Source organism: Escherichia whittamii (genome assembly GCF_014836715.1).
Lineage (GTDB): Bacteria > Pseudomonadota > Gammaproteobacteria > Enterobacterales > Enterobacteriaceae > Escherichia > Escherichia whittamii.
In genome coordinates, this window is record NZ_JACSQI010000009.1 from 129,496 (window position 1) to 142,269 (window position 12,774).

Below are 12,774 nucleotides of genomic sequence, written 5' to 3' on the forward strand. Positions count from 1 at the left end.
GAGCTTAAGAGCAATGAGGTTATCATTCACTGTTTTATCAGACAGTGATTTTATCCACAAGTTCAATGCAACGCTGTGAATAAATTACGCACAAAATGTGACATAGAGATGAAATACCGGGAAGAGACAACGGGATGTCTTTCCCTGCTACGGAACCCATTGCAGGGAAAGAGTATAGCACGCTTTTATTATTCCGGCGTAAAATGGCGTAAATGTTGTACCGTGGCAAGCCACGCTGCCACCCAGCCAATCATCGAACACACCAGCAGCAAAAGCAGACATTCATCGAACGATAAGCCATTGATATCAAACTTCGTTCCGAAAACCTGTGCCACTTCCGCAACCGCCGATGACAAACGCAGTACCAAAATTTCTGACAAAATTAATGACAGCAATGCGCCAGAAAATCCCAGCAGTGCGCCACCATACAGGAACGGACGGAGGATGAAACCATCCGTTGCACCAATCAGTTTCTGCACGTTGATGGAGTCACGGCGGGCAAAAATGCTCAGACGCACACTGTTGCCGATGACGAGGAACACTGCCGCCACCATCAGCACACCAATCATAGCCGAAACACGCCCAACCAGCCCCGTCAGCGCGGTCAGACGGGCAAACCAGCTATCGTCCATTCGCACTTCATCAATACCGTTAATCTGGGTGATACGGTCGCGCAGTGTATTCAGTGACTCCGTCCCCTGAAAATCGAGTTTTGGGATCACCACCGCCACAGCCGGAAGCGGGTTTTCCTCCAGCATATCCAGCGCGCCGCCAAAACCAGACCAGTTACGGAACTCGCCCAGCGCGTCTTCACGAGAAAGATAGTTCACTTTCTCCACGCCCTGCTCGGCCTGTAGCTGCGCCACCACGCCCGCTGCGGCATCATCGTCCAGCGTTTTTTGCAGATAAACGGTAATTTGCGGTGACGGATAATATTGCGTCGCCGCATGGTTGACGTTTTTGTACACCATATAACAAACGCTTGGTAGCGTCAGGGAGATGGCGATGACCATCACGGTTAAAAACGTGGCGAACGGTTTGCTTTTTAAATCCTGCAAAGCGCCGTGGAACGCATAGCGCACCTGTTCGTTGAAAACGTTGGTTTTGCGATTTGCCGGTTTTGGCGAGGACTTCGCACGTTTCGGTGCGTTACGACCACCGTCGCCAGAGCCGCCTGCCGATTTACGGAAGCGATCAAGACGCCCGCCAAACTGCCGGATATGATTGATTGCATCGCGCTTATTCATGGCCCACGCCTCCATGCAAGTGACCATCGCTCAGGGTGAGCATGCGATAGGAACGTCGTGAAATCAGGTTGATGTCGTGTGTTGCCATCAATACTGTTACCCCAACGCGATTAAACTCTTCAAACAGACGTAAAATCCCTTCTGACAGCGCATCATCCAGGTTACCGGTCGGTTCGTCCGCCAGCAGTACCGCAGGTTTGTTCACTACCGCGCGGGCAATACCAACGCGCTGCTGTTCACCGCCAGAAAGCTGTATCGGAAAGTTTTTCGCTTTGTCCAGTAGCCCGACTTTATCCAGCGCCGCAGACACACGGCGACGAATATCGTCACCGCTGGCACCGGCGATAATCAACGGGATCGCCACGTTATCGTAGACTGTACGGTCCATCAGCAGATGGTGATCCTGGAAAATCATGCCGATCTGGCGGCGCAAAAACGGAACTTCACGGTTTTTCAGACGCGTGATGTCATGGCCGCTAAACCAGATTTTCCCGGCACTGGGCCGCTCAATCCCACAGATCAGCTTCAGGAGGGTACTTTTCCCTGCGCCGGAATGGCCGGTCAGAAACGCCATCTCACCCGGCTGCATATGAAACGTAACGCCCTGCAGCGCCTGTCTCCCACCGAGATAAGCCTTGCTGACATGTTCAAAGCGAATCATTGTTAATCCTCTCGGGCAAAAAGTGCCTCTATAAAGTCGTCCGCTTTAAACGGACGCAAATCCTCAATACGTTCGCCGACACCAATGTAGCGGATAGGAATACCAAACTGGTCAGCCACCGAGAAAATTACCCCGCCTTTCGCCGTGCCGTCCAGTTTCGTTAACGTGATGCCGGTTAAGCCAACCGCTTCGTGGAACAGTTTGGCCTGGCTTACCGCATTCTGCCCGGTGCTGGCGTCGATAGTCAGCATAACTTCATGCGGGGCTTCAACGTCGAGTTTCTTCATCACGCGGACGATTTTCTTCAGCTCTTCCATCAGGTGCGATTTGTTCTGCAAGCGTCCGGCGGTATCGGCAATCAGAACGTCAACATTACGCGCCTTCGCAGCCTGAATGGCGTCAAAGATAACAGAGGCGGAATCCGCACCAGTATGCTGGGCAATCACCGGGATATTGTTGCGCTGGCCCCAGACCTGCAACTGTTCAACCGCTGCCGCACGGAAAGTATCGCCCGCCGCCAGCATGACCGATTTACCTTGCTGCTCAAACTGACGCGCCAGCTTGCCAATCGTCGTGGTTTTCCCCACGCCGTTGACGCCTACCATCAGGATCACAAACGGCGCTTTGCCTTCGACATTAAGCGGTTCATCAACTTTCGCCAGAATCTCGCCCATCTCTTCTTTCAGCAGGCCATAGAGCGCCTCAGCGTCACGAAGCTGCTTGCGGGATGCGCCTTCTGTCAGATTGGTGATGATTTTACGCGTGGTTTCCACACCCACATCGGCGATTAAAAGCTGTTCTTCCAGCTCTTCAAACAGATCATCGTCGATTTTTTTACCGCGGAACAGGCTGATAAATCCGGAACCGAGGTTTTCTTTGGTTTTTAACAGGCTGCGTTTCAGGCGCGCGAAGAAACCTTCTTTGGTCGGTTTTTCCTGCTCCTGAGCGATTTCTTCCACCGGCTGCTCTTCTTCTGCCGGAGGAACCACCATCACCGCCTCTTCTGCCGCTTCGGCGGCCAGCGCCTGTGCTTCCAGCTCTTCGTCGGTGATTTCTTCTTTAACCGCTTCTTCTTGCGCCGCTTCGACAATCTCCACGGTTTCCGTTTCTGCCTGCCATTCTTCTGGCGAAACTTCTTCGGCTTTAACGTCTTCCGGCAATGGCAGCTCTTCACGCTCAATAGCCACTGGCTCCGGCGTAACTTCAGGTTCAACTACCGGTGCTGACGATTCTTCCACTACAGGTTCTGGCTGCGCACTGACTTCCGCTTCGATAACAGCTTCAGGCTGCACTTTCTCGCTTTCGGCAACCTGTTCAGTCACTTCCACTACTTCGGCAGCAAAAGTTTCCGCCTCGGCTTCTGTATGGGCCTGCGGCAACTCCTCAACAGGTTGTTCAGCAACCTTCGCAGGCTCTTCTGCCTGGACAGTTTCTTCTACAACTGATTGATCGTTTTGGACTTCTGTCTCTTTTTCCGGGGTCTGCTCTTTTTGACCAAAGCCCAGCCAGGAAAAAAAGCCACGTTTTTTTTCTTTCGCCATCTGCGACTACACTCCTCGCTGTTGCTTCATGGCACAGCGTTAACGCTATGTACATAGCAGCTAAAAAAATGATGAAATAGTCTATCACTTAACTGAATACACATCACCGCCTGCAATTATGTGTTATCTGGCGGATTGAGCAATTTATCATGAAAAAACCGAATCATTCCGGTAGCGGCCAAATCCGCATTATTGGCGGGCAGTGGCGAGGCCGTAAACTCCCGGTTCCCGACAGCCCAGGCCTGCGCCCCACCACCGATCGCGTGCGCGAAACGTTATTTAACTGGTTGGCTCCGGTTATCGTCGATGCGCAATGCCTGGATTGCTTTGCCGGTAGCGGCGCGCTGGGGCTGGAAGCCTTGTCACGCTACGCTGCGGGCGCCACGCTGATTGAGATGGATCGCGCGGTGCATCAGCAATTAATCAAGAATCTGGCAACCCTGAAAGCAGATAATGCACGGGTGGTTAACAGCAATGCAATGTCATTCCTGGCGCAAAAAGGCACACCGCATAATATCGTGTTTGTCGATCCGCCATTCCGCCGGGGTTTGTTGGAAGAAACCATTAATTTACTGGAAGACAACGGCTGGCTAGCTGACGAAGCCTGGGTCTATGTCGAGAGCGAAGTAGAAAATGGCCTGCCTACTGTGCCAGCAAACTGGTCGTTATATCGGGAAAAAGTGGCGGGTCAAGTTGCTTATCGGTTGTATCAGCGTGAAACACAAGGAGAAAGTGATGCTGATTAATATTGGACGTTTGTTAATGCTTTTCGTATGGGGATTTTTAATCCTCAATCTTGTTCAGCCATTTCCGCGACCGCTGAATATTTTCGTTAACGTGGCGCTGATTTTTATGGTGCTGATGCATGGTTTGCAACTGGCATTACTGAAATCTACCTTGCCGAAAGATGGCCCTCAGATGACCACTGCTGAAAAGGTGCGTATTTTCCTTTTCGGCGTGTTTGAACTGCTGGTCTGGCAGAAGAAATTTAAGGTCAAAAAATAACCTGACCATTAACAAAGTGCGCTTTGTTTATGCCAGATGCAGCAAAACCGCCTTATCCGGCCTGCAAAATATTGCAAATTCAATATGCAGGCCTGATAAGCGCGGCGGTTCAGGCGATTATCTGTCCTGAAATAACCTTATTGCTCGCCAACAAAGCTGACAAATCGCGTGCCTTTATAGCTCAACGTACCTTTTTCCCCCACCGTCAGGGCATGGTATTGCTGGGCATCAAGACGAAACGTCTGCTCCAGCCCGCCGCTTTGCGGTTTGAAGCTTGCCTCATAGCGCATACTGGTGCCAGCCGGAGTCACTTCCTGCTGGCGCGAACGGCGATCGTTAATTGGTTTTTCCCGCTTGTTACTCACCACCACCAGCTTTTGCTGGAGCGGCGCCATATCATTATCAGCTTTTTCCCGCCGCTGCTGCATAAAGCGAAACGATGCTGCGATGACAATTAAGCCAATGATAACAATAAAGAAAAGAGGTGGTTTACTCATCTTTGTACCTTATCGGAAAATGCGGAAATAAGCATACCCTGCCCGTTATGGTGTTGTCATCTGTCCGCCCTCGCCACTAAACTGAATAACAAGACTGTAGGCATTCCGCTTACTAAATAATAACGAATTCAAGGAACTAAGATGCTTTGGTCGTTTATCGCTGTCTGTCTTTCCGCATGGCTATCTGTGGATGCCTCCTATCGTGGTTCAACCTGGCAACGCTGGGTGTTTAAACCGTTAACGCTTCTTCTCCTGCTATTACTGGCCTGGCAAGCGCCGATGTTCGACGCCATTAGCTATCTGGTACTGGCGGGGCTATGTGCGTCGCTGCTGGGCGATGCGCTAACGCTATTACCACGTCAGCGTCTGATGTACGCCATTGGCGCATTTTTCCTCTCTCACCTACTGTACACCATCTATTTCGCCAGCCAGATGACGCTCTCTTTCTTCTGGCCGCTGCCGCTGGTGCTGCTGGTACTGGGCGCGCTGTTGCTGGCCATTATCTGGACGCGCCTGGAAGAGTTACGTTGGCCCATTTGTACCTTTGTCGGTATGACGCTGGTGATGGTGTGGCTGGCAGGTGAACTGTGGTTCTTCCGCCCGACTGCTCCGGCCCTTTCTGCGTTTGTCGGTGCTTCGTTACTGTTTATCAGTAACTTTGTCTGGCTGGGTAGCCACTATCGCCGCCGCTTCCGGGCCGATAACGCGATTGCTGCAGCTTGTTACTTTGCCGGTCACTTCCTCATCGTCCGCTCGCTGTATCTCTGATAAAACTTGACTCTGGAGTCGACTCCAGAGTGTATCCTTCGGTTAATGAGAAAAAACTTAACCGGAGGATGCCATGTCGACTCCCGACAATCACGGCAAAAAAGCCCCTCAATTTGCCGCGTTCAAACCGCTAACCACGGCACAGAACGCCAACGACTGTTGCTGCGACGGCGCATGTTCCAGCACGCCAACACTCTCGGAAAAAGTCTCCGGCACCCGCTATAGCTGGAAAGTTAGCGGCATGGACTGCGCCGCCTGTGCGCGCAAAGTGGAAAATGCTGTGCGCCAGCTTGCAGGTGTGAATCAGGTACAGGTGTTGTTCGCTACCGAAAAACTGGTGGTGGATGCCAACAATGACATCCGTGCGCAAGTTGAATCGGCGGTGCAAAAAGCGGGCTATTCCCTGCGCGATGAACAGGCTGCCGAAGAACCGCAAGCATCACGCCTGAAGGAAAACCTGCCGCTGATTACGCTTATCGTGATGATGGCAATCAGCTGGGGACTGGAGCAATTTAATCATCCGTTCGGCCAACTGGCGTTTATCGCCACCACACTGGTTGGGCTGTACCCGATTGCTCGCCAGGCATTACGGCTGATCAAATCCGGTAGTTACTTTGCCATTGAAACGTTAATGAGCGTGGCCGCCATTGGCGCACTGTTTATTGGCGCAACGGCTGAAGCTGCGATGGTGTTATTGCTGTTTCTGATTGGCGAACGACTGGAAGGCTGGGCTGCCAGCCGCGCACGTCAGGGCGTTAGCGCGTTGATGGCGCTGAAACCAGAAACCGCCACGCGCCTGCGTAACGGCGAGCGTGAAGAGGTGGCAATTAACAGTCTGCGCCCTGGCGATGTGATTGAAGTTGCGGCGGGTGGACGTTTGCCTGCCGACGGTAAACTACTCTCGCCATTTGCCAGTTTTGATGAAAGCGCCCTGACCGGAGAATCCATTCCGGTGGAGCGTGCAACGGGCGATAAAGTTCCAGCAGGCGCCACCAGCGTAGACCGTCTGGTTACGCTGGAAGTGTTGTCAGAACCGGGTGCCAGCGCCATTGACCGCATTCTGAAACTGATTGAAGAAGCCGAAGAGCGCCGCGCACCTATTGAGCGGTTTATTGACCGTTTCAGCCGTATTTACACGCCAGCAATTATGGCCGTCGCCCTGCTGGTGACGCTGGTGCCACCGCTGCTGTTTGCCGCCAGCTGGCAAGAGTGGATTTATAAAGGGCTGACGCTGCTGCTTATTGGCTGCCCGTGTGCGCTGGTTATCTCCACGCCCGCGGCGATTACCTCCGGGCTGGCAGCAGCGGCGCGTCGTGGAGCGCTGATTAAAGGCGGCGCGGCGCTGGAACAGCTAGGTCGTGTTACCCAGGTGGCGTTTGATAAAACCGGTACGCTGACGGTCGGCAAACCGCGCGTCACCGCGATTCATCCGGCAACGGGCGTTAGCGAATCTGACCTACTGGCACTGGCTGCGGCGGTAGAACAAGGTGCGACGCATCCGCTGGCACAGGCCATTGTGCGCGAAGCGCAGGTCGCTGCACTGACCATTCCCGCCGCCGAATCACAGCGGGCGCTGGTCGGGTCTGGCATTGAAGCGCAGGTTAACGGTGAGCGCATATTGATTTGCGCTGCTGGTAAACATCCTGCTGATGCATTTGCTGGTTTGATTAATGAACTTGAAAGCGCCGGGCAAACGGTAGTGCTGGTAGTACGTAACAATGAAGTGCTTGGCGTTATTGCCCTGCAGGATACCCTGCGCGCCGACGCCGCGACGGCTATCAGTGAACTGAACGCGCTGGGCGTCAAAGGGGTGATTCTTACTGGCGATAATCCACGCGCAGCGGCGGCAATCGCCGGGGAACTGGGGCTGGAATTTAAAGCGGGCCTATTGCCGGAAGATAAAGTCAAAGCGGTGACAGCGTTGAATCAACATGCGCCGCTGGCGATGGTCGGCGACGGTATTAACGATGCACCAGCGATGAAAGCTGCCGCAATCGGGATTGCAATGGGGAGCGGCACAGACGTGGCGCTGGAAACCGCAGATGCCGCATTAACGCATAACCACCTGCGCGGTCTGGTGCAAATGATTGAACTAGCGCGCGCCACTCACGCCAATATCCGCCAGAACATCACTATTGCGCTGGGGCTGAAAGGCGTTTTCCTCGTCACCACGCTGTTAGGGATGACCGGCCTGTGGCTGGCGGTGCTGGCAGATACCGGTGCGACGGTGCTGGTGACGGCAAATGCGTTAAGGCTGTTGCGCAGGAAATAAAGGTGTTGCCTGATAGCCAGAGGCTATCAGGCTTAATGCTGGGCCGGGAACGGCGGCATGGTCAGGAAAGCGTAATATAGTGCTAACATCAGAATGACGGAGATAACACAAAATACAGCAACCAGGCGGGACATAAATGATGGCCTTTTGAACATCAACCACAGGGCATAAGCAAGCCCGACGCCGTTGAGTAAAGGGAAAAATAGCAATAGCCAAAGCCAACCACAGGCAAGTATCCCCAACCATCCCGCCACGACGATAAAAACAGGCATCAGCCAATTGGGGGCGAACATCGCGAGCAATCCCAGCAATACCAGACAAACTGGAATTAAATAATCCATTTGTGTATTCCATTACACTTGCGTGCCAGATACGGCGTAAACACCATATCCGTCCTATAAGCAGCTGAAATTTCGATATATTAGTAGGCATGATAAGACGCGGAAGCGTCGCATCAGGCATTGCGCACCGTATCGCCGGATGCGGCGTAAACGCCTTATCCGGCCTACAAGCCGATCACAACATTGAGCGTGTTCGATGACCGTATCAACGTAGGCCTGATAAGACACGCCAGCGTCGCATCAGGCTGCCCTATCAGCTCCCTTTGCGAATCAAATAACGATAAGGCAACCCGTCCGTCTCTTTGGCCACCAGTTCATGCTCCATAAAGGTACAAAACCCAGGAATATCGCGGGTCGTGGCCGGATCATCGGCGATAATCAACAATGTTTCGCCAGGCTGCATATTGCGCACGGTTTTGCGCACCATCATCACCGGTTCCGGGCAGCGCAGGCCAAGCGCGTCGAGTGTGTGGTCAGGGCTGGAAAAGAGATCGGTCATTTTCTTCTCATCACATAAAAAAACGGCGCTAGTTTACGCCCTGTGAGTCCGTTAGCAAACCAGGTTAACGATTGCGTGAAAATTAACCATTGCATTGTCAACGTAAAGCAGTATCATGCGGCGGCTCGAAAAAAGGGTAAGCACGTTATTATCTCAACATAAAATAACGTGTTGTACGTATTGGGTTCCCTCACCCCAATGGTTAATCAAAAAGGTACAATATGAACGTTTTCTCGCAAACTCAGCGCTATAAGGCGTTGTTCTGGTTGTCGTTATTTCATCTGCTGGTGATCACCTCCAGTAACTATCTGGTTCAGCTTCCCGTCTCCATTTTTGGTTTTCATACCACCTGGGGCGCGTTTAGCTTTCCGTTTATTTTTCTTGCTACCGACCTGACTGTGCGTATTTTTGGCGCGCCGCTGGCTCGTCGCATCATCTTTGCAGTGATGATCCCCGCGTTGCTGATCTCCTACGTCATCTCATCACTGTTTTATATGGGTTCATGGCAGGGATTCGGCGCTCTCGTCCACTTCAACCTGTTCGTCGCCCGTATCGCCACCGCCAGCTTTATGGCCTACGCGCTGGGACAGATCCTCGACGTGCACGTCTTTAACCGCCTGCGCCAGAACCGCCGATGGTGGCTGGCTCCGACGGCTTCCACACTGTTTGGTAACGTTAGCGATACGCTGGCCTTCTTCTTCATTGCTTTCTGGCGTAGCCCGGATGCCTTTATGGCCGAACACTGGATGGAAATCGCGCTGGTTGATTACTGTTTCAAAGTGTTAATCAGCATTGTTTTCTTCCTGCCAATGTATGGCGTATTACTCAATATGCTATTGAAAAGACTGGCAGATAAATCCGAAATCAACGCTTTGCAGGCCAGTTAAAGGTTCGTTATCAGACTTGTGATAAGATGGATGAATGAGCCGTTATGGCCGTTTATCGAAAGGAAGAATCAATGCGCAATCTGGTTAAATATGTCGGAATTGGCCTGCTGGTTATGGGGCTTGCGGCCTGTGATGATAAAGACACTAACGCTACAGCGGAAGGTACAGTCGCGGAAAGTAACGCTACCGCGAATCCCGTCAGCCTGCTTGATGGCAAGTTAAGCTTCTCGTTGCCAGCAGATATGACCGACCAGAGCGGTAAGCTGGGAACAGAGGCCAATAACATGCACGTCTGGTCCGATGCCACCGGGCAGAAAGCGGTGATTATTATTATGGGCGATGATCCGAAAGAAGACCTGGCTGTGCTGGCGAAGCGTCTGGAAGATCAGCAACGTAGCCGCGATCCACAGCTGCAAGTGGTGACCAACAAAGCCATTGAGCTGAAAGGTCATAAAATGCAGCAGTTAGACAGCATCATCTCCGCTAAAGGCCAGACAGCGTACTCTTCCATCATTCTGGGTAACGTGGGAAATCAAATGCTGACGATGCAAATCACACTGCCTGCTGACGATCAGCAAAAAGCGCAGACCACCGCAGAAAACATCATTAATACGCTGGTTATTCAGTAATTTTAAGATGACGAGACGGCCTCAGGTGCTTCCACCGGAGGCCGTTTTTTTAACCGCCACGTCAGCAATAACGCGATTGCTACCAGCCCCGCCGCCGCCAGATAAATCACCGGCACACCCGCCCAACTCATGACTAACCCAGCCAGCGGCCCGGTCACGCCCAGCGATAAATCCATAAACACGGTATAGGTTGCCAGCGCCGCCCCCTGATTCTGCTGCGGCACCGCTTTGACCGCCACCACGCCAAGCGCCGGGAATACCAAAGAAAAACCGGCCCCTGCCAGTAAGACGCCGATTTTCGCCATCCACGGCATGGTCGCCACGCCAACCAACAGCAGGCCGATAATCTCAACGCTAAAGCAGAGCATCGCCACATTTAAGCCGCCGATACGATTTATGCCGTTAGGGAATAACAATCGTGTACCGACAAATGCACAGCTAAACAGCGTCAGCGCAAAAGCCGCACCGTCCCAGCCTTTAGCGTCATAAAACAGTGTGATAAAGGTGGCGATAACGCCGAATCCGGCAGAAGCCAACGCCAGCGCCATGCCGTATAACCAGACGCGCCCAAGCACCGCACGAAACGGCAGAGGTTTGCCTTTGCTGGCTTTCACCGTTGGACGCGGTATTGCCAACAAAATAGCCACCAGCGCCACGCCCATGATGATTAACGCCAACGCTTGTAATCCGCCCCAGTGATAAAACAGCACGCCCAACGGCGCGCCCATCGCCATCGCCCCGTAAGTGACAATGCCGTTCCACGAAATTACCCGCCCGATATGCATTGAACCCACCACGCCAACGCCCCACAGTGTCGACCCCGTTCCGGCAAAACTTTGCCCAATCCCAAGAATCACGCGTCCCAGGCACAGTAATAACAGGCTGATGACAGGCAGGCTGGCGGTTAACCCTGCCGTCAGATACCCCAGCCCGCTCAAAAAGCAGCCACACAAACCGAAGACGACAATCTTTTTTGGCCCCAGCAAATCAGCATAACGTCCGGCATGAGGACGACTCAGCAAGGTAGCGAAATATTGCAGGCTGATAACCAGCCCCGCCCAGAAGGCGCTAAAGCCCATCACATCATGGACATAGCCAGGCAGGACGGCGAGCGGTAACCCAATGGTCAGATAGCTGGCAAAGTTAAACATGACAATGGAGACAATGCGCAAATTCAGGCGCAATCCGTTAAGCGCCGGTTCGGCAACGGGTACGGGCATGAGGATCACCACATTTTTACAACAGTGTTTCATTTTTACCACGTGGTGGCGTGAAAATCAGCAGGAAGAATCAGAATATTGCTGGCGTGACTCCCGCTACACTTAATACAAAAAGTCACAAGGAAGCCCCAATGGAAACATCTCAACCCGATAAAACGGGCATGCATATTCTACTCAAGCTGGCTTCACTGGTAGTGATCCTTGCGGGTATTCACGCAGCAGCAGATATCATTGTGCAATTGTTACTGGCGCTGTTTTTCGCCATCGTTCTCAACCCACTGGTGACCTGGTTTATTCGTCGCGGAGTACAACGCCCTGTTGCCATTACGATTGTGGTGGTGGTGATGCTGATCGCACTTACCGCGCTGGTTGGTGTGCTGGCGGCATCGTTTAACGAATTCATCTCTATGCTGCCGAAGTTTAATAAGGAGCTGACGCGCAAGCTTTTTAAATTGCAGGAAATGCTGCCTTTTCTTAATTTGCATATGTCGCCGGAACGAATGCTGCAGCGGATGGATTCAGAAAAAGTGGTTACCTTCACCACGGCGCTAATGACCGGGCTTTCCGGGGCAATGGCGAGCGTGCTTCTGCTGGTGATGACTGTAGTTTTCATGCTGTTTGAAGTACGCCACGTCCCTTACAAAATGCGCTTTGCGTTGAATAATCCACAGATTCACATCGCCGGACTACACCGCGCATTAAAAGGCGTTTCGCACTATCTGGCATTAAAAACGCTACTCAGTTTATGGACGGGCGTGATTGTCTGGCTGGGGCTGGCGCTGATGGGTATACAGTTTGCACTGATGTGGGCGGTGCTGGCGTTTTTACTCAACTACGTCCCCAATATTGGCGCGGTGATCTCCGCCGTGCCGCCAATGATCCAGGTGTTGCTGTTTAATGGCGTTTACGAATGTATTCTGGTCGGCGCATTGTTTTTAGTTGTCCATATGGTCATCGGCAATATTTTAGAACCACGGATGATGGGCCATCGTCTGGGGATGTCCACCATGGTGGTATTTCTTTCGTTGTTGATTTGGGGATGGCTGCTCGGCCCGGTCGGTATGCTGCTTTCAGTGCCATTAACCAGTGTCTGTAAAATCTGGATGGAAACCACTAAAGGCGGCAGCAAACTGGCGATTTTACTGGGACCAGGCAGACCGAAAAGTCGGTTACCGGGATGAGGCGACAAGTGATACGATACGCACTT

At 52.5% G+C, this 12,774-nt stretch carries 14 protein-coding genes; 7 read left to right on the forward strand and 7 right to left on the reverse strand.

Annotation, left to right across the window (positions count from 1 at the left end; translation table 11 throughout):
• Positions 1-188 precede the first annotated feature (188 nt).
• The 3 genes from ftsX to ftsY are packed head-to-tail and all read right to left on the reverse strand — an operon-like array spanning position 189 to position 3,449.
• On the reverse strand, positions 189-1,247 hold the full coding sequence (gene ftsX, locus H9644_RS14945; protein WP_064527696.1) for a permease-like cell division protein FtsX: 1,059 nt from the start codon (positions 1,245-1,247) through the stop codon (positions 189-191).
• Positions 1,240-1,908, reverse strand: a complete 669-nt coding sequence (gene ftsE / locus H9644_RS14950) for a cell division ATP-binding protein FtsE (RefSeq protein WP_000617723.1) — start codon at positions 1,906-1,908, stop codon at positions 1,240-1,242. Before ftsE ends, ftsX begins: the two co-directional genes overlap by 8 nt.
• A gap of 2 nt (positions 1,909-1,910) precedes the next feature.
• The gene (ftsY, locus tag H9644_RS14955) at positions 1,911-3,449 is read right to left on the reverse strand and encodes a signal recognition particle-docking protein FtsY (protein WP_105289347.1); all 1,539 of its coding nucleotides are present in this window, start codon (positions 3,447-3,449) and stop codon (positions 1,911-1,913) included.
• A 149-nt stretch (positions 3,450-3,598) separates the two neighbouring features.
• Between ftsY and rsmD the strand changes: the two genes are divergently transcribed.
• Together rsmD and H9644_RS14965 are read left to right on the forward strand one after the other, a co-directional pair.
• Positions 3,599-4,195, forward strand: a complete 597-nt coding sequence (rsmD, locus tag H9644_RS14960) for a 16S rRNA (guanine(966)-N(2))-methyltransferase (RefSeq protein WP_064527699.1) — start codon at positions 3,599-3,601, stop codon at positions 4,193-4,195.
• Entirely contained in the window at positions 4,185-4,454 is a 270-nt protein-coding gene (locus H9644_RS14965) for a DUF1145 family protein (RefSeq protein WP_064527701.1), read from the forward strand. The genes rsmD and H9644_RS14965 overlap by 11 nt, the downstream gene beginning before the upstream one ends.
• A gap of 137 nt (positions 4,455-4,591) precedes the next feature.
• Here the strand turns inward: H9644_RS14965 and H9644_RS14970 are convergent, their stop codons facing one another.
• Positions 4,592-4,951, reverse strand: coding sequence for a DUF2500 domain-containing protein (locus H9644_RS14970; protein ID WP_191775160.1), 360 nt, complete (start codon positions 4,949-4,951; stop codon positions 4,592-4,594).
• 141 nt (positions 4,952-5,092) lie between these two features.
• On the opposite strand from H9644_RS14970, the gene H9644_RS14975 reads away from it, so the two are divergent.
• Both H9644_RS14975 and zntA read left to right on the forward strand, forming a co-directional pair.
• On the forward strand, positions 5,093-5,719 hold the full coding sequence (locus H9644_RS14975; protein WP_064527705.1) for a lysoplasmalogenase: 627 nt from the start codon (positions 5,093-5,095) through the stop codon (positions 5,717-5,719).
• Positions 5,720-5,792: 73 nt separating this feature from the next.
• The gene (gene zntA, locus H9644_RS14980) at positions 5,793-7,991 is read left to right on the forward strand and encodes a Zn(II)/Cd(II)/Pb(II) translocating P-type ATPase ZntA (RefSeq protein WP_064527707.1); all 2,199 of its coding nucleotides are present in this window, start codon (positions 5,793-5,795) and stop codon (positions 7,989-7,991) included.
• Between the two features lie 32 nt (positions 7,992-8,023).
• Here zntA and H9644_RS14985 read toward each other — a convergent pair whose 3' ends face one another.
• A complete protein-coding gene (locus H9644_RS14985) occupies positions 8,024-8,332 on the reverse strand; it encodes a hypothetical protein (RefSeq protein WP_064527709.1) in 309 nt (102 codons plus the stop codon).
• A gap of 253 nt (positions 8,333-8,585) precedes the next feature.
• The gene (tusA, locus tag H9644_RS14990; protein ID WP_064527711.1) at positions 8,586-8,831 is read right to left on the reverse strand and encodes a sulfurtransferase TusA; all 246 of its coding nucleotides are present in this window, start codon (positions 8,829-8,831) and stop codon (positions 8,586-8,588) included.
• Between the two features lie 221 nt (positions 8,832-9,052).
• Here tusA and H9644_RS14995 point away from each other — a divergent pair, with 221 nt between their 5' ends.
• Positions 9,053-9,718: a 7-cyano-7-deazaguanine/7-aminomethyl-7-deazaguanine transporter gene (locus H9644_RS14995; RefSeq protein WP_064527712.1), complete on the forward strand. Its 666-nt coding sequence runs from the start codon at positions 9,053-9,055 to the stop codon at positions 9,716-9,718.
• Between the two features lie 71 nt (positions 9,719-9,789).
• Positions 9,790-10,347, forward strand: a complete 558-nt coding sequence (dcrB, locus tag H9644_RS15000; protein ID WP_064527714.1) for a phage sensitivity protein DcrB — start codon at positions 9,790-9,792, stop codon at positions 10,345-10,347.
• Between the two features lie 2 nt (positions 10,348-10,349).
• Here dcrB and H9644_RS15005 read toward each other — a convergent pair whose 3' ends face one another.
• A complete protein-coding gene (locus tag H9644_RS15005) occupies positions 10,350-11,600 on the reverse strand; it encodes an MFS transporter (RefSeq protein WP_123057972.1) in 1,251 nt (416 codons plus the stop codon).
• A gap of 98 nt (positions 11,601-11,698) precedes the next feature.
• On the opposite strand from H9644_RS15005, the gene H9644_RS15010 reads away from it, so the two are divergent.
• Positions 11,699-12,748, forward strand: coding sequence for an AI-2E family transporter (locus H9644_RS15010; RefSeq protein WP_191775162.1), 1,050 nt, complete (start codon positions 11,699-11,701; stop codon positions 12,746-12,748).
• The last annotated feature ends 26 nt before the right edge of the window (positions 12,749-12,774 follow it).